Source organism: Lactococcus sp. LG606 (genome assembly GCF_017309645.1).
Lineage (GTDB): Bacteria > Bacillota > Bacilli > Lactobacillales > Streptococcaceae > Lactococcus > Lactococcus petauri.
In genome coordinates this window covers 444,133-464,788 of the sequence record NZ_CP071301.1, presented here as the reverse complement: position 1 = coordinate 464,788, position 20,656 = coordinate 444,133, and the positions used below count along the sequence as shown (strand labels likewise).

General features: G+C 38.3%; 25 protein-coding genes and 1 other annotated feature. Of the genes, 8 read left to right on the top strand and 17 right to left on the bottom strand.

Annotated features, from left to right (window positions below; translation table 11 throughout):
- Positions 1–12: 12 nt before the first annotated feature.
- Complete coding sequence (locus J0J35_RS02430; protein WP_019292766.1) at positions 13–792, bottom strand: formate/nitrite transporter family protein; 780 nt, start codon at positions 790–792, stop codon at positions 13–15.
- 317 nt (positions 793–1,109) lie between these two features.
- On the opposite strand from J0J35_RS02430, the gene J0J35_RS02425 reads away from it, so the two are divergent.
- Complete coding sequence (locus J0J35_RS02425; RefSeq protein WP_206917520.1) at positions 1,110–2,132, top strand: alpha/beta hydrolase; 1,023 nt, start codon at positions 1,110–1,112, stop codon at positions 2,130–2,132.
- Positions 2,133–2,166: 34 nt separating this feature from the next.
- On the opposite strand, the gene J0J35_RS02420 is transcribed toward J0J35_RS02425, so the two are convergent.
- Complete coding sequence (locus J0J35_RS02420; RefSeq protein WP_019293557.1) at positions 2,167–3,189, bottom strand: DUF475 domain-containing protein; 1,023 nt, start codon at positions 3,187–3,189, stop codon at positions 2,167–2,169.
- Positions 3,190–3,201: 12 nt separating this feature from the next.
- Positions 3,202–3,825 carry a YigZ family protein gene (locus J0J35_RS02415; RefSeq protein ID WP_019292769.1) on the bottom strand — a complete coding sequence of 208 codons (624 nt, stop codon included), beginning with the start codon at positions 3,823–3,825 and terminating at the stop codon, positions 3,202–3,204.
- A 54-nt stretch (positions 3,826–3,879) separates the two neighbouring features.
- Between J0J35_RS02415 and J0J35_RS02410 the strand changes: the two genes are divergently transcribed.
- Together J0J35_RS02410 and J0J35_RS02405 are read left to right on the top strand one after the other, a co-directional pair.
- Positions 3,880–5,136, top strand: a complete 1,257-nt coding sequence (locus tag J0J35_RS02410) for a DEAD/DEAH box helicase (protein ID WP_206917518.1) — start codon at positions 3,880–3,882, stop codon at positions 5,134–5,136.
- Positions 5,133–5,777: a ComF family protein gene (locus J0J35_RS02405; RefSeq protein ID WP_206917517.1), complete on the top strand. Its 645-nt coding sequence runs from the start codon at positions 5,133–5,135 to the stop codon at positions 5,775–5,777. Before J0J35_RS02410 ends, J0J35_RS02405 begins: the two co-directional genes overlap by 4 nt.
- A 2-nt stretch (positions 5,778–5,779) precedes the next feature.
- On the opposite strand, the gene J0J35_RS02400 is transcribed toward J0J35_RS02405, so the two are convergent.
- The 5 genes from J0J35_RS02400 to J0J35_RS02380 all read right to left on the bottom strand — a co-directional run bounded on the left by J0J35_RS02400 (position 5,780) and on the right by J0J35_RS02380 (position 9,383).
- Positions 5,780–6,241 (bottom strand): diacylglycerol kinase family protein, encoded by a 462-nt coding sequence (locus tag J0J35_RS02400; protein WP_019292772.1) that lies wholly within the window; start codon positions 6,239–6,241, stop codon positions 5,780–5,782.
- Complete coding sequence (gene ybeY / locus J0J35_RS02395) at positions 6,225–6,713, bottom strand: rRNA maturation RNase YbeY (RefSeq protein ID WP_019293561.1); 489 nt, start codon at positions 6,711–6,713, stop codon at positions 6,225–6,227. Before ybeY ends, J0J35_RS02400 begins: the two co-directional genes overlap by 17 nt.
- Positions 6,714–6,722: 9 nt before the next feature.
- Positions 6,723–7,196, bottom strand: coding sequence for an NUDIX hydrolase (locus J0J35_RS02390; RefSeq protein WP_117517938.1), 474 nt, complete (start codon positions 7,194–7,196; stop codon positions 6,723–6,725).
- Between the two features lies 1 nt (position 7,197).
- Positions 7,198–8,157 carry a PhoH family protein gene (locus tag J0J35_RS02385; RefSeq protein ID WP_206917515.1) on the bottom strand — a complete coding sequence of 320 codons (960 nt, stop codon included), beginning with the start codon at positions 8,155–8,157 and terminating at the stop codon, positions 7,198–7,200.
- A 119-nt stretch (positions 8,158–8,276) separates the two neighbouring features.
- Positions 8,277–9,383 (bottom strand): alanine dehydrogenase, encoded by a 1,107-nt coding sequence (locus J0J35_RS02380; RefSeq protein WP_206917513.1) that lies wholly within the window; start codon positions 9,381–9,383, stop codon positions 8,277–8,279.
- 605 nt (positions 9,384–9,988) lie between these two features.
- On the opposite strand from J0J35_RS02380, the gene J0J35_RS02375 reads away from it, so the two are divergent.
- Positions 9,989–11,161, top strand: coding sequence for a hypothetical protein (locus J0J35_RS02375; RefSeq protein WP_206917510.1), 1,173 nt, complete (start codon positions 9,989–9,991; stop codon positions 11,159–11,161).
- Positions 11,162–11,167: 6 nt separating this feature from the next.
- The gene (locus J0J35_RS02370) at positions 11,168–11,800 is read left to right on the top strand and encodes an ATP-binding cassette domain-containing protein (RefSeq protein ID WP_117517930.1); all 633 of its coding nucleotides are present in this window, start codon (positions 11,168–11,170) and stop codon (positions 11,798–11,800) included.
- Between the two features lie 99 nt (positions 11,801–11,899).
- Here J0J35_RS02370 and rpmA read toward each other — a convergent pair whose 3' ends face one another.
- The 6 genes from rpmA to J0J35_RS02340 form a co-directional block, all read right to left on the bottom strand.
- The gene (gene rpmA / locus J0J35_RS02365; RefSeq protein WP_004257956.1) at positions 11,900–12,184 is read right to left on the bottom strand and encodes a 50S ribosomal protein L27; all 285 of its coding nucleotides are present in this window, start codon (positions 12,182–12,184) and stop codon (positions 11,900–11,902) included.
- Positions 12,177–12,521, bottom strand: a complete 345-nt coding sequence (locus J0J35_RS02360; protein ID WP_206917508.1) for a ribosomal-processing cysteine protease Prp — start codon at positions 12,519–12,521, stop codon at positions 12,177–12,179. The genes rpmA and J0J35_RS02360 overlap by 8 nt, the downstream gene beginning before the upstream one ends.
- 3 nt (positions 12,522–12,524) lie before the next feature.
- Positions 12,525–12,839 (bottom strand): 50S ribosomal protein L21, encoded by a 315-nt coding sequence (gene rplU / locus J0J35_RS02355; protein WP_003136338.1) that lies wholly within the window; start codon positions 12,837–12,839, stop codon positions 12,525–12,527.
- Positions 12,840–12,872: 33 nt separating this feature from the next.
- Positions 12,873–12,945: a sequence feature (ribosomal protein L21 leader region), on the bottom strand.
- A 143-nt stretch (positions 12,946–13,088) separates the two neighbouring features.
- Complete coding sequence (locus J0J35_RS02350; RefSeq protein ID WP_206917505.1) at positions 13,089–13,997, bottom strand: diacylglycerol kinase family protein; 909 nt, start codon at positions 13,995–13,997, stop codon at positions 13,089–13,091.
- A 90-nt stretch (positions 13,998–14,087) separates the two neighbouring features.
- On the bottom strand, positions 14,088–15,266 hold the full coding sequence (locus J0J35_RS02345) for a DUF998 domain-containing protein (RefSeq protein ID WP_029345738.1): 1,179 nt from the start codon (positions 15,264–15,266) through the stop codon (positions 14,088–14,090).
- Positions 15,267–15,268: 2 nt separating this feature from the next.
- On the bottom strand, positions 15,269–15,646 hold the full coding sequence (locus J0J35_RS02340) for a DUF1934 domain-containing protein (RefSeq protein WP_019292782.1): 378 nt from the start codon (positions 15,644–15,646) through the stop codon (positions 15,269–15,271).
- 200 nt (positions 15,647–15,846) lie between these two features.
- Between J0J35_RS02340 and J0J35_RS02335 the strand changes: the two genes are divergently transcribed.
- From J0J35_RS02335 to J0J35_RS02325, 3 genes are read left to right on the top strand one after another with little or no spacing between them, the layout of a single operon-like run.
- Positions 15,847–17,145, top strand: a complete 1,299-nt coding sequence (locus J0J35_RS02335) for an HD domain-containing protein (protein WP_019292783.1) — start codon at positions 15,847–15,849, stop codon at positions 17,143–17,145.
- Between the two features lie 22 nt (positions 17,146–17,167).
- Positions 17,168–17,980 (top strand): sugar-phosphatase, encoded by an 813-nt coding sequence (gene yidA, locus J0J35_RS02330; RefSeq protein WP_206917503.1) that lies wholly within the window; start codon positions 17,168–17,170, stop codon positions 17,978–17,980.
- Positions 17,973–18,341, top strand: a complete 369-nt coding sequence (locus J0J35_RS02325; RefSeq protein ID WP_019335349.1) for a hypothetical protein — start codon at positions 17,973–17,975, stop codon at positions 18,339–18,341. Before yidA ends, J0J35_RS02325 begins: the two co-directional genes overlap by 8 nt.
- 19 nt (positions 18,342–18,360) lie before the next feature.
- Here J0J35_RS02325 and J0J35_RS02320 read toward each other — a convergent pair whose 3' ends face one another.
- From J0J35_RS02320 to J0J35_RS02310, 3 genes are all read right to left on the bottom strand, one after another.
- Entirely contained in the window at positions 18,361–19,374 is a 1,014-nt protein-coding gene (locus tag J0J35_RS02320; protein WP_206917500.1) for a rhodanese-related sulfurtransferase, read from the bottom strand.
- 87 nt (positions 19,375–19,461) lie between these two features.
- Positions 19,462–19,920: a hypothetical protein gene (locus J0J35_RS02315; protein WP_206917498.1), complete on the bottom strand. Its 459-nt coding sequence runs from the start codon at positions 19,918–19,920 to the stop codon at positions 19,462–19,464.
- A 100-nt stretch (positions 19,921–20,020) separates the two neighbouring features.
- Positions 20,021–20,623: a DUF6287 domain-containing protein gene (locus J0J35_RS02310; RefSeq protein ID WP_206917495.1), complete on the bottom strand. Its 603-nt coding sequence runs from the start codon at positions 20,621–20,623 to the stop codon at positions 20,021–20,023.
- Positions 20,624–20,656: the final 33 nt, after the last annotated feature.

Below are 20,656 nucleotides of genomic sequence, written 5' to 3'. Positions count from 1 at the left end.
TAATTCTCCTTATTATTTATTAAGTTCATTCATTTGGCGTTTATATCCAAGGAAGTAGAAACCAGCAACGAAAATCACACCACCAATGATATTTCCAGCATAGACAAGACTGAAATTGCGGATGAATTCCATCCATGTGGCGCCACCTTCAAAGATTGCAGCGGGGATGGCAAAAGCATTTGCCACACTGTGCTGGAAACCAATTGCAACAAAAGCCATTGTCGGGAACCAGATTACCATTACTTTTCCTGCTGCATCTTTGGCTCCGTAAGAAAGCCACATCGCAAGGCCTACAAACCAGTTACACCCTACTCCAGAAACCAAAGTCTGAAGCCAGGTTGCATTTATTTTCGAGTGCGCAACGGTGATTAATTCCTCACGATACACACCTGTACTTGTCAACCCAACAATGTGTGCAAAAAAGAAAGCCACAAAGAAGGCACCCAGAAGATTAAAAATAGTGATGACAATCCAGTTTTTGAGCAAATCTGAAAATTTTACTTTCTTTGCAAAGAAAGATACAGAAACAGCCGTCATATTAGATGTAATGAGCTCGCCACCGCCCATTAAAATAACAATCAAACCAATAGGAAACACTGCTGCACCGATGAAACTTGCCAAACTTCCAAAATCATCGACGACACTTGATATGACGCGGATATAAAGCAGATAACCTAAAGAGATTAACGCGCCTCCAATAAAGCCAAGTACAGCTTTTTCTAACATCGGTCGTTTGACCTTTTCTTGTCCATGGTGAATAGTTGCAGCCAATATTTCTGCTGGATTCATCATAATGTTCCACTCCTTAAAATAATATAAAAACCGCGCAATACACCTGTCCTAAGACAAAGGGTGCTATGCACGGTTCCACCTTTATTTTTTACTTCATTCGTATTGCGATGATTTTGGGCCATTTTAAATCTCGGCTTTCACTGTCCCGAGTCGCTTGCTTTACCTTAAAATTGTAGTCCTTTTTGCTGAAAATGTCAAGGCCAGACTTAAAGTTTTTAGTGTTTCCGATTGGAAGGGGCTAAAGAGAGATTCAGCTTGCTGAACCCTTTTTCAAAAATCATTTGCAACATGAAATAATTTGATATAATAAGTTCATCATGAAAAAATTATTTAAGGTTATAAGTTTATTGTTAGGCTTTCTTGTGGTATTAATTTTAGGAGTGTTGCTGGTGTTTAATCTGTCCCCACGCCCCGGGGCTTTTGTGATTAATCGTCTTTTTGCTAAAAGTGGCGGAAAGATAACAGATCAAAATACCTATGAGTCCACGAAGAAAAAAGTCCTTTTGAAAAGTGACATCAGCTATAATTCAGACAAAAAAAGAAATACCTTTGACATTTACATGCCTCAAAATGCCAAAGGCCCTATTCCTGTAATTGTCTGGGTTCATGGTGGTGCTTATGTCGGAGGAAATAAAACCGATGTTAAAGAATTTGCCACTAGGATTGCGCATGATGCTCAAGTTGCTGTTATCTGTCCTAATTATGCACTTGCACCTGATGCACAATATCCCAGCCAAATTCAGCAAATAAACGAACTAGTAGAAGACTTGCTCGATCATCAAGCCGAATACCCTTCACTTGATTTCAATAAAATTATTCTTGGAGGAGATAGCGCTGGTGCCCAGATTGCGGCCCAATATGCGGCCATCCAAACCAATAAAGTTTATGCAAATGCATTAAACTTCAAACCCCTCCTCTCTCAGCAAAATTTAAAAGGAGTCATCTCTTATTGTGGCCCTGTAAACTTGCAAGAAAAGGCACATGATAAGTCAAATAATTTATTGCTTAAAGCTTTCACCAAAACTGTAGCTTGGTCACTCTTAGGTACAACAGATTGGAAAACCAATACACATCTAAAACAAGCAAGCGTGGTTCCAGCCGTAACAGAAAACTATCCGCCCACTTATATTACGGATGGAAATACTCTTAGTTTCGCTCCAGAAGGTGAAGCTTTGGCAAAGCGTTTAAAGGAGCTAAACGTTCCTGTATCCGAGCTTTTCTTTAGTGATTCCAGTAAAAAAATTGGACATGAGTATCAATTTGATTATCGTACGAAAGAAGCACAGCTCTGCTACGAGCAAACACTCCAATTCATTCAAGAAAATACCCTACAACATTAAAAAAGCTGCACAAAAGGTGCAACTTTTTTGTTTTTTAATGTGTTCGATTGTAAATAATGCTTGAAATAAAGGATAACACGATAATAATCCCGCCAAGTAAACCTGTCACTGCCTCACCAATTTCCCAATGAATACTTGCCAAAATCAGAATGGCTAAGGTAAGAATCGCCCAATGCGCACCGTGTTCTAAATAAACAAGTTCATTCAGTGTTCCTTTTTCTACCAAGTAAAGAGTCAGTGAGCGGACAAACATTGCTCCGATAACACCTAGCCCAAGTAGGATAATAATAGGGTCTGAGGTAATGGCGAAGGCACCAATAACACCATCAAAACTAAAGGAAGCATCAATAACTTCCAGGTAAAGGAAGAGCGAGAAAGCTGCTCTTCCCACAGCGTAAGTCGTCTGACCTGCTGTTTCGGTAGGCATGTGCTCGGTCATCATATCGCCAAAGCCATTCACCAACATATAAGTTACAATCCCCAAAACACCTGAGAATAGAACAGTGTGTGCATCAGCCGCGATAAATTCAGCAGTCAATAAAAGAACAAGCATTGAAATTATCGCATTTGCTGCAGGAAAATGACCAACCTGTTGTAAGACTTTTTCGGGCAATTTTAGCCATGTATGTGCTCTTTGATCAAAGAAAAAACCAAGTGCAAGCATCAAAAGAAACATTCCACCAAATGCAGCGATTGAAGGATGCGCATGGTGTAAAATATAACCGTAGGTCCCTGGAACACTGGGATCACCTTTTTCTAAAGCTAAGCGCATGGCACTTATCGGATCCAGTTTTGCGGAGACACCAACAATCAAAAGCGGAAAGACCAAGCGCATCCCCACAACAGCAATTAAAATCCCCACCGTCAAAAATATTTTACGCCAAGCATGGCTCATACGCTCCAAAATACGTGCATTAACAATGGCATTATCCATGGAAAGTGAAATTTCCAACACTGCTAGGATAGCTGTAATCATTAAACCATCCCATCCGGCGTAGAGGTAAGCGATAATCAACGCAATAATACTAACAATAAACGAGCTTCTAAAAATTTTCATAAATCCCTTTTTCTAAATATCAACTTCCACCAGTTGCTTGTCCCCTTTTGCCGCGGAAATTTTTCCACTGAACTGTTCAACCAAATCGGCCAAAAGTTGCTCTGTCTTATCCAAGTCAACAAAGAGCTTGACCGTAACATCGGAGAGAAATTCACTCTCTGAGATGACTAAGCCTTGGGAACTTAAAAAGCGCTGTAGACCGTCATAATTCCCATAATCAAGAGTCAAGATTAATTGCTCCTGTGTGACAAATTTGACCAAACCAACCTGATCTAGAGCATGGCCAACACTCCCCGCATATGCACGGATTAAACCACCAGCACCGAGTTTAATTCCCCCAAAATATCGAGTCACAACTGCACAAACGTTGGTAATTTCTCTTTTCTTAAGAATTTCCAACATAGGTACACCAGCTGTACCAGAAGGTTCGCCATCATCACTTGAACGCTGGATCTCCTGACGGTCGCCTAAAGTAAAGGCGGAACAATTATGATTCGCCTTATGATGCTCTTTTTTTATTTCAGAAATAAAAGCTCGTGCTTCTTCCTCAGTATAAACGCGCTTCAAATGGCAAATGAAGCGCGATTTTTTGATTTCTTCTTCTGCAATGAAATCCTCTTTTATGGTAATTGTCATAAATAAATTTTATCAAAAATAGTGAAAACATGCGACTTTTTTCGTCTTAAAGGTATGAATGAATTATATGGTAGACTCCTTTTACAAAAAGAGTTGTCGAAAATCCCAGACAAAGCAACACTTTTTGATAGTATGCACGATATTTCAAAAACAGTGATTATGTGCAATCGCTGCGGTAAAAAAAGTAAGAAAAAAGAGGTCTTACTCCCCGTTGGTGCTTATTATTGTCCCTATTGTATTCAGATGGGACGTGTTCGCTCGGATGAAAAACTTTATCACCTTCCTCAGGAGGATTTTTTAGCAGCTTCTTTTCTAAACTGGCAGGGAAAACTCACAGCCCCTCAGCAATATATATCTGATACTCTAGTCAAATTACATCAGCAACAAAAAACGGTGCTGGTGCAGGCTGTCACGGGTGCAGGAAAAACTGAAATGATTTATCAGATGATTGACAACACCCTTAAAAAAGGAAAAGCTGTAGGTTTAACTAGTCCTCGTATTGATGTCTGTCTAGAACTCTACTATCGCTTAAAGAGAGATTTTTCTTGTCCCATCTCGCTTTTACACGGAAAAAGTGAGAAATACAGCCGATCGCCACTCGTAATTGCGACGACACATCAGCTTATGCGTTTTCGTCATGCCTTTGACTTACTCATTCTTGATGAGGTTGATGCTTTTCCATTTCCAGATAATGACATGCTCTCTTTTGCACTGACTCAAGCTCGTAAACCTTCTTCAAGCTTGATTTATCTTACTGCAACAACCACCAATAATTTGGAAAAACAAGTCAAGTTGGGGCAAATCGAAAAGTTACAACTTCCCCGACGTTTTCATGGTTTTCCATTGATACTCCCGCAATTTTTTTGGCAGAGCAAGTTTTACAAAATGGTCAAAAAACAACGCGAATCTGGTTTCCCATTACTTATCTTTGTCCCTGAAATAAGACTGGGAGAAAAACTGAGCCAAGACTTACAGAGTAGTTTTCCTCATGAAGAAATTGCCTTTGTTGCTTCAACGAGTCTTGAACGCTTAGAGGCTGTGGAACGTTTTCGTCAGGGCAATATTTCTATCCTTGTCTCAACGACTATTTTAGAACGTGGTGTAACTTTTCCTAAGGTTGACGTTTTTGTATTTCAAAGTCATCACCATAATTTCACAAGATCAAGCCTCATCCAAATTGCCGGAAGAGTAGGTCGAAGTACCGAAAGACCTGATGGCGAAGTGTTTTTCTTTCATTTAGGAAAAACAACAGCAATGTTGGAAGCTTATAAAAATATCAGAAATATGAATAAGGCAGGAGGTTTCCAATGATTTGTTTGCTTTGCCATACTGAATACACTATTGAAGCCACTTTCCATCAACTTTTTCTCTTAAAAGACTCTTCTCCCGGGCTTTGTACAACCTGTCACAATAAGTTTCAACTAATTACTCCACCTTATTGTAGCCGCTGTTATAAGCCAGACATAAAGGACGTCTGCTCTGACTGCAAGATTTGGGAAAAGGAGGGCATTATTGTAAATCATCAAGCTGTCTTTACCTATAATACAGCCATGGAAGAATTCTTTAGTCGTTACAAATTTTTGGGAGATTATCGCCTACATCATGTTTTTCACAAATATTTTCAAATAGAAAAAGGATATACGATTGTTCCAATCCCCGTGAGTAAGCAACGCTTTCAAGAGAGAGGTTTCAATCAGGTCGCTGCGCTCCTGCAGCAACTTCCTTTCAGTTCTCTTCTGGAAAAAGAAGAAGGTCCTGCACAAAATACACGTACCAGAAATGAACGTCTTAAAAACAAAAATACCTTTACTTTAAAAGCAAAGGTAAAAGTGCCAGATAAAATTTTACTGGTGGATGACGTTTATACTACCGGTCGAACGCTCCAACATGCTATAGCTGTCTTAAAACAAGGAGTGGCTCAAGAAATCAAAACCTTTTCCTTATGCCGTTGAGTTTAAAAGAAAAGATGCCAAATTTTAGGTAAGAAGATAAACGCAGCAACAATCACGGCAAAACCAGAAATGACTAAAACAGCTCCTGCAGCCATATCTTTGGCTCTTTTGGCGCGCAAATGAAATTGGTAATCAGCAGCCAAATCAACCACATTCTCAATAGCCGAATTGAAGAGCTCTGCCATAAAGACTAAAAAGATGGCAAGAAAAAGGAAAAGCCACTCAAATTCTTGAATTTGCAAAACAACACCTAGGATCAAAGCCAACACACCAGAAAGCGTATGCTTGCGCATATTTCTTTCTTCTTTAAAAGCTGTCCAGATACCCGTAATTGCGAACTCCATGCTGGAAATAACATTCGTATTTTTCCAACGTTTACGCTGGGTATTCTCTGGGACTTCACCGTCCGCAAAGTCTTCCTTATTGAAAATTTTTACATCTTTTTCGTTATCTTTTAAGTCCATAAGCAGTCAAAATCTCCTCCTGAAGTCCGAACATTTCTGCTTCTTCTTCTGGAGAATAATGATCGTAACCATTAATGTGTAAGAAGCCATGAACAGCTAACCAGCCATATTCACGTTCAAGGGAATGCCCATAATCTGCTGCTTGCTCGGCAGCTTTATCGATTGAGATAAAGAGTTCACCAATAAAAGGATCAAGCTCCTCCATCAACTCTTCTGGAATATCCATATCTTCATCAAAGAAAAACTCATCTTCATCAGGCTTATATTCAAGCGAAATAACATCCGTCGGTGCATCTTTCTCTCTATATTCCAGATTAATTTCTTGTGAGCGCGCATTATCAACGAAAGTAACAGACATTTCTTTTGAGTCGGCAAGCTTTATATAATCTGCAGCAAAGCTTAATAACTTTTCAGTTTGCTCAATAATTTCTTTTGAAACTTTTCCTGTTTCATCAACTAATTCTATATACATTCTTTTCCCTTATATATTTTCGATGTTCTCTCTCATTTTTTTCCCAAAATCTAAGAGCGGTGTTCTTGTTGAAGGCATAATATTTTCTGGCAATTGGTCAAATGCAAACCATTGTGCATCCAGAACTTCGCTTTCTTCAAAAACCATTTGACCTGAAAAATCATTGCTGACATAAACAGTATCTACAATATGAACTTCATCACCATTTGGATAGCAAAAATGCTGTTCCTCTCCAGAACATACGGTAAATAGCTCCATGTTTCCTACAGTCAAACCTATCTCTTCAAAAAGCTCTCTGCTCGCAGCTTCTTCTGCTGTTTCTCCAGGTTCGATTGAACCCCCATGATAAGACCAACACCCTGTATCCTTACGTTTCTGAAGCAAGATTCCATCTTCATTATAGATAATTATGCTAGCACATGCAACAACAAGTGGGCGCGGGCCTAATATTTTACGTAAGTCGAGAACATAACCTTCAGACATCTTACTCTCCTTTTTTCTCGTAAGCATCAATAATTTGAGCTACAACAGGATGACGAACGACGTCCTTAGCTGTAAAGTAGACAAAATCAATACTATTTAAACCAGAAAGTTTTTCTTTTGCGTCAATCAAACCAGATTTAGCCTTAGCCGGCAAATCAATCTGTGAAATATCACCATTGACAATCATTTTTGAGTTGAAGCCCAAACGTGTCAGGAACATTTTCATTTGCATCGTTGTTGTGTTTTGCGCTTCATCCAAGATAACAAAGGCATCATCTAAAGTACGTCCACGCATGTAAGCTAAAGGTGCAATTTCAATAATCCCACGCTCCATCATACGTTCCGTTGCATTTTTTCCTAAAATCTGGAAGAGTGCATCATAAACAGGACGCAGATAAGGATCTACTTTTTCTTGCAAATCTCCCGGTAAGAACCCCAGATTTTCACCAGCCTCTACAGCCGGACGTGTCAAAATAATGCGTTTCACCTGACCATTACGCAATGCTTGGACTGCCATAACGACAGCCAAAAAGGTTTTCCCGGTCCCCGCAGGACCAATGCCGAAGACGACATCATGCTGCTTCACACTGTCTACATAGAGCTTCTGCCCCACATTTTTTAACCGAATTGGTGTACCAACAGCATCTTTAGTGAGCTCGATTTCATAAAGTGTAATGAAATTTTCCATATTATCTTCAAGCACCATTTTAACTGCAATCATCGCATCAGAGCTATGGACAGGTAAACCACGAGAAATCAAAACTAAAAGAGCCTGTAAAACTTTACGTGCTTGCTCAGGCGCTACTTCATTATCAGCAAAAATCTGTACGCGCTCTCCGCGATAGTTTATATCAACAGCAAGTTGAGATTCAATCAACTGTGCATTTTTATCCTGTGAACCAAAAAGTAAAACTGCATCTTCTGGATTTTCCAACTTAAATTCTACGGAATGTCTAGCCAAACAAATACCTTCCTGTTCTTTTATTTATAATCTTTGTCTCATTATATCATATTTCAAGGTTTATACGCTTCCATACCTTTCATGCAAGCAAAAAGATCATTGGGAAGCCCCAATAATCTTTACTTAATTTTTGTATAAGGAAGCCCAATCGAATCAGCCAACGCATGCGACACTATTGTTCCTTTATAGACACTCATACCAGAGCGAAGCGATTCACTAAGATTAAGTGCTTCTTCTAAACCATTGTCGGCAATCTGCTTCAAGTATTCTATATTCCCTTTAGACATTACCAGAGTTGAAGTCCGAGGTGTTGCCCCTGGTATATTTGGCACTGCATAATGAATGACATTGTGTCTTGTAAATACCGGTTCTGCATGATTCGTTGCGTGATCAATAGTTTCAACCGTCCCTCCTTGATCAATAGCGATATCAACAATCACAGCACCTGGTTTCATTGATTTGATCATATACTCTTTCACAAGCTTTGGTGGTTTAGCCCCAGGAATCAGAATTGTTGAAATAAAAACGTCTGCTTTTTTTATGTGCTCTTCAAGTGCTTCGGTTGTTGACTTGACGATCTGCAGCTTTTTACCCGCATAACGCGTTTCCAGCTCTTGAATACGTGTATCACTCAGCTCTAAAATAAGGACGGAACAACCAATACTCAAAGCAATATCTGCTGCATTTTCAGCTGCAGTACCACCACCAAATATAACGATATGTCCTGCCTCGATACCACTTTCGGGAATGCCTGGAAGTAGAATTCCTTGTCCCCCATGTTGTTTTTCCAGATAATATTGTCCAATATTAACGGCACGTCGTCCCGCAATTGCACTCAAGGGTTTGAGTAATGGAAAAGTTCCCTCCGTAGCGATATTTTCAGCCGAAAAAGCAGTCACCTTCATTTCTATCATTTTTTCAACACAAGCTTTATTTGCAGGTAAATGTAAAAATCCCCAGATTATTTGTCCCTCTTTAAGGTATTGATATTCTTCCTCTAAGGGCTCTTTTACGCGAACCATCATTTCTGCTTCCCATGTTTCTTCACGTTCCACTATCTTGGCTCCCGCTGCGATATACTGCTCATTTGGAAAACCAGCACCAAAACCTGCATTATTTTCGACATATAGCGTATGCCCGGCCTCTACCAAAATTTTTACATTTTCCGGCGTCATTCCGACTCGTGCTTCCCCTTGTTTCAAGTCTTTTACTACACCAATTTTCATTCTTTTCTCCTTCAATGCAACTCAAATTTATAGAGTAAATATATCATCAATAAAGCGCTTAACTTACGAAAAGGGAAAATAACTGTCTTTTTAGAATAATAAGATATTTTTGTTTTATATTCTACAAGGTATATTTTTAGTGAAAAGTAAGATGTATTTACGTCTTATATAGTGTAAGGCAAAAAAGATGTTAGGCATTGAAAGGAAACACTCAATATAACATCAATATTTATAGAAAAAGGAGTAAATTACATGTCAAACAAAAAACTAAAAAAACTGCTTATTACTGCTCTCACAGCTCTTGCACTCACGTCAGGTCCGGCTTTAGTACAAGCGAATGACATTCAAAGGCCTGCACCTCGAGTCTGGGTAGGAACTGTTGTTCGACAAAAAGTATACAATGTCAGAGGAAGTCTTCTACAGACACATTACCGTGAATTAAGGGTCAGAAATGGCTATAGAGTCAGAGTAACACCTCTCTATCTTAACAGAAACAGAACGCGTTACTATCAAGACTACATTTATCATACTTACTAAGCAAATGAAAAAATGGTGAGAGGGAAAATAGCATATGTTTCCCTTCGTTCTTTTCATGAGGAAAAAATATGTTTATACTAAAAAAATTTGTAAGCAGTAATAAAAATAAAGTCCTGATTTCCTTACTGTTCATCGGCTTAATCTTTCAGTTTGTTGCTTTTAAAACTGTAGGAACTCATCCCCCTAATGGTTTAGGATTGGAAGATACAACACAGGAAAATATCAAAGCCAGCGAAAAAAGTATCAGGGAACTCAAAAGTTTTATTGAATCTGGAGATCCTCCAGAAAACGCTGAAGAACTCTTAAGAGAACTCAATGATGAGTTAAAATTAGATAAGGCAAAACTTCAAGCATTAGAAGTAAATAATTACAATGAATTCTGGCGTTTAGATAACCTTTATAATGAACAAAGAATTAAAAAGTTAGAGGAAGCACAAAAAAATGGTGAAGAGATTCCTTTTGGTGGGGGATATGAGTATTTCAAGGCAACTTCCAAATGGTACCACCAAGTCCTAGACAGTGGGCAAGACTTTACTCAAGCTCCAGGGGTAAACCCATCCAGCATCGGCGCTGCCCTCTATATTTTGATTGGCTTAGGTGGACTTTATGGTCTAATCCTGCTGACTTTTATCTGTGGAGATACCTTGGCAATGGAGATGCCAAACGGTTTGCGCTATTACCATTTGATGAAAAAGGATAAAAAAATGCTTCATTTCCAACATCTATTTATCCCTGCTGGCTTTGTACTCCTACTTATTCTTTCTGCCTTGCTGGTTTTTGCGCTCATCGCTGGACTCCAGTTTGGCATAGGCTCTTGGAACTTTCCTAACTTTGTCGTTGGGGCGATTTATGATGTATTTCAGGGCGAGGAGTTGCTCTGGCGCCTGCTCTATCTGCTTCTGGCCATCCTATTTATTACAAGTTTAGGACAGCTCCTCTCACAGTTTATCAGAAAATCTTATATTCCTTCAGCGATTATCGCTTTACTGCTGGTCACTTATTCTGTTATCCATACGCATGAAGCGATGAAAACAATCGTTAAATGGATCCCTTTAACCTACTTAAACATTAATACTGTCTTGCAGTTTTCCAACGGTGAAAATTCTTGGCCAACTTCTGGGAACTTTCTCTTTGAGAGAGACTCCCTCTGGATTGGTGCTCTTGTACTCCTCTCTTGCAGTATTCTTTTCTATGGTATCAGCCATATCTTATTCACAAAGTACATCTATAGAAAGGCCTAGTAACTTATGAAACTTATAATAAATAATCTAACAACCTGTACGCTGAGTAACATATGTCTCACACTTGATAAACCAGGTCTTTATGGTATTATCGGTCGAAATGGCACAGGAAAATCTACGCTTTTCACGGCAATTAATAAGGAAATGAACTACGAGGGAGATATTCAGATTTCTGATGGCTGGCATCAAGGTAGAGTTTCATATGTTGCGACACTTGATATTTTTGAGCCTAATCTTCGAGCAATCGATTATATTAAGATTTTGACAAAAGCAGAGCTAAAAAACGCAGAAAAATACATGCCCTTATTTTCTGCTTCACGTTTCTTTAAAAGACCAATCAAAAAATATTCTCTCGGAATGAAAGAAATACTGGCTTTCATTTACACTGTAAGCCTTGAAGCAGACCTTATCATTGTCGATGAGCTGATGAATGGGCTTGACAATGCGATGCGTGCCAAAGCCTTCCAAATCTTAAAAGAGCTTTCCAAAACAAAAATCATTCTGCTTACTTCCCATATCTTAGAAGAGGTGGAAAAATATTGCGACCAAGTCTATTTTCTTTCAAAATATGGTTTTGATGATGTCCTAAATTTTAGGGAAGCACAAAAATTAATCCAGGAAACTCAAGTATTTATGTAAAGAAAAGACATGAATCTGTCCCTCCAGAGTGGGCTTTCCTCATTGTCTTTTCTTTTATATTTATAAAAAAAGCCTCTCCGAAGAGAGACTCATTTACCATTATTTAGCTACTGCTGGGTAAACTGAAACGTGTTTTTTACCACGTTTCATTTCAAATTTAACGTGTCCTTCGATTTTAGCGAAGAGAGTGTCATCGCCACCACGACCAACGTTAGCACCTGGATGGATATGTGTACCACGTTGACGGAAAAGGATTGAACCGCCGCTTACAAGTTCACCGTCAGATGCTTTAGCACCAAGACGTTTAGCTTGTGAGTCACGACCATTGGAAGTAGAACCCCCACCTTTTTTGTGGGCGAAGAGTTGCAGATTAAGTTCAAGCATTATATTGCCCTCCATTTTCAATTTTAAATGTAATGTATTGGCTGTAATTATTTGATACTTCTCGCATAGCATTTTCAAACGCTTGGAGAAGTGTTTGAGCCAATTCGCCTTGTCTTTCAGGAGTACTCAAAGGTATTTCAACATAAAGATAACCATCTTCCATATTGGCAATAGGTTTAATCTTTGCCATTTCATAGAGATTATTTGCTGTTGTAATTGACAACACACTCACAGCTGCACAGACCACATCGTGACCATATTCACCTGATTCAGCATGTCCAGAGATTTCATAGGAAACTATTTTATCTCGCTTTGTCCTGATAACCGCTTCAATCATGCCTTAAGCGTTGATTGATTTGATAACAACCTTAGTGTAAGGTTGACGGTGACCTTGTTTACGGTGTGAGTGTTTTTTAGGTTTATATTGGAAAGTAACAACTTTCTTTTGTTTACCATGTTTTTCAACTTCACCGACAACTGTTGCACCTGAAACGAGTGGAGCACCAACTTTAGTAGTAGCACCGCCGACAAGAACAACTTCATCAAAAGTTACAGTTTGACCAGCTTCAACGTTAAGTTTTTCAACGTAGATAACTTGTCCTTCTTCAACTTTGACTTGTTTACCACCAGTTTTGATGATTGCGTAGTTTGACATTGTGATTCCTCCTTGTTAGATTTTGTGCCGTAAAACGACTGTAAGACTCGCCTTGGACCGTGAGCTAATGCTACTTAAACGGTACCTCGTGCGGTTGTACTTTATGGGAGACCACAAAGACAACTATATAAGTATAACAGAAAATATTCTTCAATTCAAGTGGAATGCAAGTTTTTTTTACTTCAATTTGTCATTTACAGTTAAGTTTGCATTCATCAGGTGCTTTAAAGATAATATAAGATAAAGTACTTATTTAGGAACCACCGTAGTCAAACCTTTGCGGTATACCGTTATGTCTAGTGGAAGTGGCGAGCTTTTATCTCCGTCAATTCTTGAATAAGGAATATCTTGTTTTTTATTAGATTGGGCACTTATTTCTAAGTGATCTGTGTCAAAATAAGTAATTTCCATAAAATCTTCGAGTTGGCCCTTGCGTAGCTTATTAAGATGGAATAAAATTTTGAGTAAATTAATCTCCTTCAACGAATACACTCGGATAAGACCATCGTCTACCTTAGCATCAAGAGATAAAGCCTGTCTTCCGCCAATCGTATCGGTCATCGTAATTAATAATAATTTCGTTTTTAAGGCTTTTGTTTTGCCATTATATTTGAGCTCGATACGGTAGCTTTTATTATGGCGAATAACTTTGTAGGCATCCTTCAAGTAAGCAAAGGGTCCAAATTTTTTCTTTTCTGAGCTGCTCGCATTTTGAGCGATATCTGCCAATATTCCCAAGGTTAAGCTGGAAATCATATAATCATCGTTAACTTTAGCAATATCAAATTTTTGCAACTTCCCCTCATTGAGATTTTGCAAGGCAGCTTCTATATTCTGAGGAATATGGAGTGATTTTGACAAGTTATTGACTGTACCATTGGGAACGATACCTAAGATAGATTTGCTTCCTCCCTCAAATACGCCTCCACATACTTTATTAATCGTTCCATCTCCACCAAGTGCCACTACAAGATCTGTGTTTTCTTGACTTGCTTTTTTTGCTAAACGTACTGCATCTTCTGGGCTATCTGGATTGATATATTCTACATGAGAGGCTTTGTTTTCTTCTTTTCCAAAAAAATTTTTAATTGTATTTAATACTTCGTTTTCGTCATTTTTTCCTGATTTTTCATTATAAAATACTTTTACTTCTTTCATTTTGACCTCCCTATCGTCTTTATTTTACCATAGCTTTTACTTAAGGTAAAAAAAAGCTGCTCTGCTTTTGGTATATGAAAAAACCACAGCTTATTTTTCTGTGATTTTTTCTACGTCTTTTACGATATCAACTTGATAAACGACACGTGGATTAAACAATATCCTCACTAATGTATTAATCAAGAGCATGATCCATGCAAAAGATAAGCTAAAGGAAAGAATTTCAAAGGCAGTTAAGTTCAGATAATAGAGCGGATGCCATAAGAAGTAACCAAAAACTATCAAACCTGCTAAACCATAAGAAATGCGGTACATGTTTTTATCTAAGTCAGGTAAAAACCAGCGAATTCCTAAGATTGATAAACTCATAAACAAAACAATGAGCTGAGCCGCCACATCGTGCATAATGTGCGCCAAACCATCACCATTATTAGGAATCAGGCCAACCAAAGCGATAGAGATGGCACATAAAGTTAATAAGATTTGCAATATCATAAATCGTATACGATGCCCTAATTTTTCACGAATCGAGACGAATATATAATCAAATAAAGCAATCATCAAGGCAGCCGAAACAACCAAAGTCATATTAAACTGCAAGCTTGTGTTGGATTCACTCGTTCCTAGCAGGCTGAAGTTCTTTTGCCACCAGTATTGGTTATTGTTGGCGGCCATACTTGCGACAAGTCCACCAACAGAAACCATAATAAGCATATTAATCATCATTTGGATGGAGAATGTGTCTACAGCAAAAATTAACAGGTAATTTAAAATTCCAGAAAAAATAGCAAAAATCAGCATTGACGTAAAAACATCAAAACTCAAGCCATAAAAAAGCTGGTTCAAGAACCAAAATAAGGCAACTAATCCTAAAGTGACGATAATAAAAACAGAAAGAATAACAGAGGGAAAAGTTCGCCAGTACACGCGCGGTAACATGGTATGATAAAGCTCCTTCCGCTTTTTAATAAAAGCAATGATAAAAGATGTTAAAGCGATCGTATTAGCAATAACTAAAACGCCAGTTGAGATCGAGGCTGTTCCCGACAATTTAATCTGACTCAGCCCCATCACCTGACTGGCAACAAAAAAAAGGAGTGTGCTAAGCGCTGTGGGGATTAGAAAGACCCGCGCTGCCTCTTCTCTCTTGTTGGGGGTTTTAGCACGTATGGTGAAGCTGTTTTTATTATTTTCAACGACTTCAATTTCTTTTTCACCTGACAACTCCAGCTGGTCGTACAGTTCCTCAGGGAGTAATATTTTTTTCATCTTTAACTCAATTTCCAATCAATTCTCATTCGATACTCCCCGATCGGGATATCATTTTGAGCTAAGCGGTATTTCAATTTCACATGTTTTAACTCTTCATTCATATGAAAACCATCTGTCAAAATCTCCAAACGTCCCAAACCTTCATAAAGAGTATGCGTTGGAAGTTCTTTGTGAAAACGCATGACAACCGGTTTATCAGCATAACGTGTCATACTCAACTCTTTGTCATCAAACTTTATCAAGACTTTTTCTTCTTCAGCATTCTTATAATATAATGCAATTTTATTCCCTAACTTTTTAACATCACCTTCAAAAGTTTCACGAATAAATTCTTCTTGTCCATCAATAACAATACGGTTCCGAATAGTAATTTCCATAACTGTTATTTTACTATAACTTGCCTTATTAGTAAAATGGCAATTTATGTTAATTTCGGTTATAATTATATTACAGTAATGCAAGAGTTTTCATTAAGTTAGAGTCTTTCTTGAAGACTCTTTGTCGAAAAACTTATCTTGAAACCACAACTTGTTCAATTACGTCAAGATAATTGCATGTAAAATGCAAAGGAGGTTGTATGGCACAGCTCGAAAAAGTTTTTCGTGACCCCGTCCATGATTATATTCATGTCGAAAACGAAACAATTTATGATTTAATTAACACTGCAGAATTCCAGCGTTTACGTCGTATAAAACAACTGGGAACTTCTTCATACACTTTTCACGGAGCCGAGCATAGTCGCTTCTCTCATTGTATGGGAGTTTATCATATCGCTAAAACAATCACTGAATGGTTCACTAAGCGTTATCCTGAAACTTGGAATCCAGAAGAAAATTTAGTTACACAATGTGCAGCTTTATTACATGATGTCGGTCATGGTGCTTATTCTCATACGTTTGAAGGCCTATTTGGCACAGATCACGAAGCCATGACACGTGAGATAATTACCTCACCAGCTACTGAAATCAATGCGGTTTTACGCAAAGTAAGTCCTGACTTTCCTGAGCAGGTCGCTTCAGTCATTTCCCATGACTATCCTAACCCACAAGTGGTGCAACTTATTTCCAGTCAAATTGATGCAGATCGTATGGATTACCTCTTAAGGGATGCTTACTATACTGGTGCAGTCTATGGACAGTTTGATTTGACTCGGATTCTGCGTGTAATTGCGCCTCATGAAGATGGAATTGTCTTCAGAATTTCTGGTATGCATGCCGTTGAAGATTACATTGTGAGCCGTTACCAAATGTACATGCAGGTTTACTTCCATCCGGCAAGTCGCTCCATGGAAGTCATTCTCCAAAACTTGCTGAAGCGGGCTAAATATTTATACCAATTTGATCACGATTACTTTGCGCATACAAGCCCCTGTTTAGTTCCTTTCTTTGAGAATAAACAAACTTTGCATGATTATCTCGCCTTGGATGATGGTGTAATGAATACCTATTTTCAAACATGGATGGCTAACGAAGATGATATTTTGTCTAAGCTTGCTCAGATGTATATCAACCGCCATCTTTTAAAATCCTTAGAGTATAATCAAGGACAAGAAAAACAACTGGATCTTTTTAACTCTGATGCTTCGCTTTTGGACAAACTGCGTGATCAAGTGGAAAAAGCTGGCTTTGACCCGCAATATTTCACGGGAACAAACAGTAATTTCGATCTCCCTTATGACTTTTATCGTCCCAATTCGAATAAACCACGAACACAGATTGAAATTTTACAAAAAGATGGTAGCCTCATTGAGCTTTCCGAGGTCTCTCCTATTGTGGCAAGTTTAGCGGGCACCATTCACGGAAACAGCCGCTTCTACTTCCCAAAAGTGATGTTGGAGAATCCTGAATTCATTACCTTTATGCAAACCAACCTTTAATTAGAAAAGAGAAAAAAATAAAATGATTAAACTTATCGCTATTGACATCGATGGTACACTATTGGACCCGGAACGTAAAATCACGCCAGAAGTTAAGCAGGCAATTGCTGAAGCTAAAGCTGCTGGAGTTAAGGTTGTTATTACAACAGGTCGTCCACTTATGGGTGTTCATGATATTCTGGAAGAACTTGAATTGACGGATTATAGTGATTATGTCATCACTTATAACGGTGCTTTAGTGCAACGTGCGACTGGCGAAGAGTTCATTATGGAAACCTTAGAAGCTGAAGATGTTCTTGATATTGATGCTGCAGCTCGTAAAATCGGTGTACATATGCATGCCATTACTAAAAAAGGAATCTACACAAGTAATCGTGACATCGGTAAATATACTATTCACGAAGCTTCCTTGGTTAATATGCCCCTCTATTTCCGTCAGCCTGAGGAAATTGCAGCACTTGAAGTTGCAAAAGTAATGATGATTGATGAACCTGAAGTTTTAGACAATGCTATCGCCTACTTGCCTTTTGAATTTTTCGAGCGTTATAACATGGTTAAATCAACTCCATTTTATCTTGAATTTATGAATAAAAAAGCCAGCAAAGGAAATGCTGTATTGCACTTAGCTAAAAAACTCTTCCTAGATGTGGACGAGTTAATGGCAATTGGTGATCAAGAAAATGACCGTTCTATGTTGGAAGCTGTTGGCAACCCAGTTGTCATGGGCAATGGTAAAGAAGAGCTGAAAAAAATTGCCAAATATGTCACAAAATCTAATGCTGAATCTGGTGTCGCGCATGCCATTAACGATTGGGTTTTGAAAGATTATGAATAAGCTTGCTGAAGAAACCTTTGGTCAGAATGTCCACTTTTGGTATGACGGACTTCCGCTTTATAAAGATGGGACCTATGCAAAAGAACTCGAATTTTCTGACCAACTTAAAACTGTTCTTTTACTGGTAAACGATGATTTCCATAACAAAGAAGCGCTTGAATATTTCTGGTATATCTATGGTAATGAACAGACACAGGATGCTCTGCATGAAAAGGTACGACCAAATATTATGATTCGTTATCAGTCAGGGGAATTTTTCGTGCGCATGAATATTGCCGATGCGGATTTTGCTTTATCTTTGGAGCGCGTGCTTGCTTTTGAAACAGAACTCAAGGAACAATTAAAAAAAGCAATTTTTTAAAAGATTGCTTTTTTTATTTTTAGCTTCTTCCTTTTGTGAAGAATGTTGGATCCGCTGCACGCTCTGCGATTAAAGCATTGATTTCTTCATCAGATAAGCTGAGTTCCTCCACACAGCTTTGTGAACAACAATCTTCAAAGCGCTCTGCACAATTTTCACACTGGATAAATAAACGATGACAAGCTTTATTTTTACAGTTTGTATGCATATCACAAGCTTCACCACATTGCGGACATGTTGAGAGAACATCGTCTGTTATACGTTCTCCCATACGTTCATCAAATACGAAGTTTTTACCGATAAATTCAATCGGTAAGTCTTGTTCTTTAGCTTTACGCGCGTATTCAATAATTCCGCCCTCCACATGGTAAACATTTTCAAAACCTTCATGCTTCATAAAGGCACTGGCTTTTTCACAACGAATTCCACCTGTACAGTACATGACAATATTTTTATCTTTGTCGTCTTTAAGCATATCTGCAGCCATTGGTAACTGCTCACGGAAAGTTGCAGATGGTACCTCTAAGGCATCTTTGAAATGTCCCACTTCGTACTCGTAGTGGTTACGCATATCAACAAAGATTGTGTCTTCTTTACCGAGCATTTCGTTCACTTCTTCAGCTTTTAAGTACTGCCCAACATCTGAAGGATCAAACGTTGGATCATCAATACCATCTGCAACAATTTTGTTACGGACTTTCATGCGTAAGACCCAGAAAGATTTTCCATCATCTTTAATCGCATAGTTCAGACGAAGGCCATCCAGTTCTGGCGCTGTTTGGTAAAGGGTCGTTTTGAACTTTTCTAAATTAGGAGTAGGCACACTGATTTGTGCATTTATTCCTTCTTTCGCAATATAAACACGACCAAAGACTTTTAAATCCTCAAATTTCATGTAAAGATTATCACGAAATTCTTGTGGGTCAGCAATATTAAAATATTTATAAAAAGAAATAGTTGTACGAGGCTCTGTTTCAGCTTCTAAACGTTCTTTTAATTCTTTATTTGAAATTTTATTGTGTAAGATAGTCATATTTCTATGGTAGCATAGCTTTATATTTTTCTTAAGAAATGCGCTTGTGTTTTTTTGCACAAGAGTTGATATAAAAAAGAAACACAATCAAGAAAGTGTTTCTTTTTCTTCTTCTTCGGCAAGTTGCTCAAGCTTTTTCATACGACTCATCAGCTGTCTTTCCCCCAAGAGAATGACCAACAATAATAAGCCCCAACCTGCTAAGATTCCCGCTGTACGCATCAAGCCATCGCCACGATAAGTCAAAAAGATACGTTCTGGATGTTCATTATCCACGTAAATTTTGATTTTTGTATCAACAGTGCCCAAGTTTCTAAAGTAAGTATCCAAGGGACGTACTTGGTGACTGACACCTTCAAAAGTGTAGTTCACCTCTTTTAATGCTTCATCCCCGCGGACAATCACACCTTGTGTTTCAGTTTTTGTGACGTTTTTATTAGCCATATGAACCCCAGTAAAAAAGAGAGAGCCTGAGATTAATGCTAAGCCAACAACGAGTAAGAGAATTCTTGAAATCCCTTGCAGTATTTTTACCATATTCTTCATCTATAACCTATATAAATTCTAATCTTAATTTTGATCCCCCCCTATTATATCAAAATTATCGTTCGGACTCTAGTTAGCTATAATTTATAAGCTTACAAATTTATTTTCTGTAGAAATATTCTTCAGCAGGACTGTTTGACCCACCTTGCACTAAAAGCAGACGTGGCTTAGATGTATCTGATTGATCGCCATATGAATTTTTTTCTCCAACCTTTAATGTTTCGATTGCTGCTCCAGCACGTGCCACACCAGTTGCCATTCGAATATTGAGTACTTTTTGCCCTGAACTTACAGTATCCACAGTAATTGTCTGTGCCTCTCCATTAAGAGTTGCACTATGGTCTGGGTTAATTATTAAAATATTGCCATTTCCAGCACCCCATGTGCCAGACAGTGTTGTAAAATCATTGTTTAAAATTGCCGCTTCATCCAAATCAACTTCTTGTACCTCTGTACTTGAGTCCGGAGTAACTTCAGTAGAGGTTTCTGGCTCTGAACTTGGTATCACTTCTTCTGGGCTACTTGTTTCACTTTCTATACTTTTTGTACTTTCAGTAGACACTGAACTTTCGATCGTTGATGTTTGACTTGTCACCTCTGTTTTTTCTTCTGAGGACTTTGTTTTAGAAGCTTTTTCGGACGAACAAGCAACCAATGTCAATGACATAAGTGCAATACCAGATAACATTATTAATTTTTTCATACTTTTTTACTCCTTGTTTCTATTTTAATACAA

Excerpts from the sequence above, each read along its gene's own strand:
- J0J35_RS02320 (WP_206917500.1), bottom strand. The coding sequence starts at position 19,374 with ATGACTATCTTACACAATAAAATTTCAAATAAAGAATTAAAAGAACGT.
- J0J35_RS02335 (WP_019292783.1), top strand. The coding sequence starts at position 15,847 with ATGGCACAGCTCGAAAAAGTTTTTCGTGACCCCGTCCATGATTATATT.
- J0J35_RS02370 (WP_117517930.1), top strand. The coding sequence starts at position 11,168 with ATGAAACTTATAATAAATAATCTAACAACCTGTACGCTGAGTAACATA.
- J0J35_RS02325 (WP_019335349.1), top strand. The coding sequence starts at position 17,973 with ATGAATAAGCTTGCTGAAGAAACCTTTGGTCAGAATGTCCACTTTTGG.
- ybeY (WP_019293561.1), bottom strand. The coding sequence starts at position 6,713 with ATGTATATAGAATTAGTTGATGAAACAGGAAAAGTTTCAAAAGAAATT.
- yidA (WP_206917503.1), top strand. The coding sequence starts at position 17,168 with ATGATTAAACTTATCGCTATTGACATCGATGGTACACTATTGGACCCG.
- J0J35_RS02350 (WP_206917505.1), bottom strand. The coding sequence starts at position 13,997 with ATGAAAGAAGTAAAAGTATTTTATAATGAAAAATCAGGAAAAAATGAC.
- J0J35_RS02420 (WP_019293557.1), bottom strand. The coding sequence starts at position 3,189 with ATGAAAATTTTTAGAAGCTCGTTTATTGTTAGTATTATTGCGTTGATT.
- J0J35_RS02405 (WP_206917517.1), top strand. The coding sequence starts at position 5,133 with ATGATTTGTTTGCTTTGCCATACTGAATACACTATTGAAGCCACTTTC.
- J0J35_RS02380 (WP_206917513.1), bottom strand. The coding sequence starts at position 9,383 with ATGAAAATTGGTGTAGTAAAAGACTTGAAACAAGGGGAAGCACGAGTC.
- J0J35_RS02415 (WP_019292769.1), bottom strand. The coding sequence starts at position 3,825 with ATGACAATTACCATAAAAGAGGATTTCATTGCAGAAGAAGAAATCAAA.
- J0J35_RS02360 (WP_206917508.1), bottom strand. The coding sequence starts at position 12,521 with ATGATTGAAGCGGTTATCAGGACAAAGCGAGATAAAATAGTTTCCTAT.
- J0J35_RS02425 (WP_206917520.1), top strand. The coding sequence starts at position 1,110 with ATGAAAAAATTATTTAAGGTTATAAGTTTATTGTTAGGCTTTCTTGTG.
- J0J35_RS02430 (WP_019292766.1), bottom strand. The coding sequence starts at position 792 with ATGATGAATCCAGCAGAAATATTGGCTGCAACTATTCACCATGGACAA.
- J0J35_RS02400 (WP_019292772.1), bottom strand. The coding sequence starts at position 6,241 with ATGGACTTAAAAGATAACGAAAAAGATGTAAAAATTTTCAATAAGGAA.
- J0J35_RS02315 (WP_206917498.1), bottom strand. The coding sequence starts at position 19,920 with ATGAAGAATATGGTAAAAATACTGCAAGGGATTTCAAGAATTCTCTTA.
- J0J35_RS02345 (WP_029345738.1), bottom strand. The coding sequence starts at position 15,266 with ATGAAAAAAATATTACTCCCTGAGGAACTGTACGACCAGCTGGAGTTG.
- rpmA (WP_004257956.1), bottom strand. The coding sequence starts at position 12,184 with ATGCTTGAACTTAATCTGCAACTCTTCGCCCACAAAAAAGGTGGGGGT.
- J0J35_RS02390 (WP_117517938.1), bottom strand. The coding sequence starts at position 7,196 with ATGTCTGAAGGTTATGTTCTCGACTTACGTAAAATATTAGGCCCGCGC.
- J0J35_RS02310 (WP_206917495.1), bottom strand. The coding sequence starts at position 20,623 with ATGAAAAAATTAATAATGTTATCTGGTATTGCACTTATGTCATTGACA.
- J0J35_RS02340 (WP_019292782.1), bottom strand. The coding sequence starts at position 15,646 with ATGGAAATTACTATTCGGAACCGTATTGTTATTGATGGACAAGAAGAA.
- J0J35_RS02375 (WP_206917510.1), top strand. The coding sequence starts at position 9,989 with ATGTTTATACTAAAAAAATTTGTAAGCAGTAATAAAAATAAAGTCCTG.
- J0J35_RS02410 (WP_206917518.1), top strand. The coding sequence starts at position 3,880 with ATGAATGAATTATATGGTAGACTCCTTTTACAAAAAGAGTTGTCGAAA.
- rplU (WP_003136338.1), bottom strand. The coding sequence starts at position 12,839 with ATGTCAAACTACGCAATCATCAAAACTGGTGGTAAACAAGTCAAAGTT.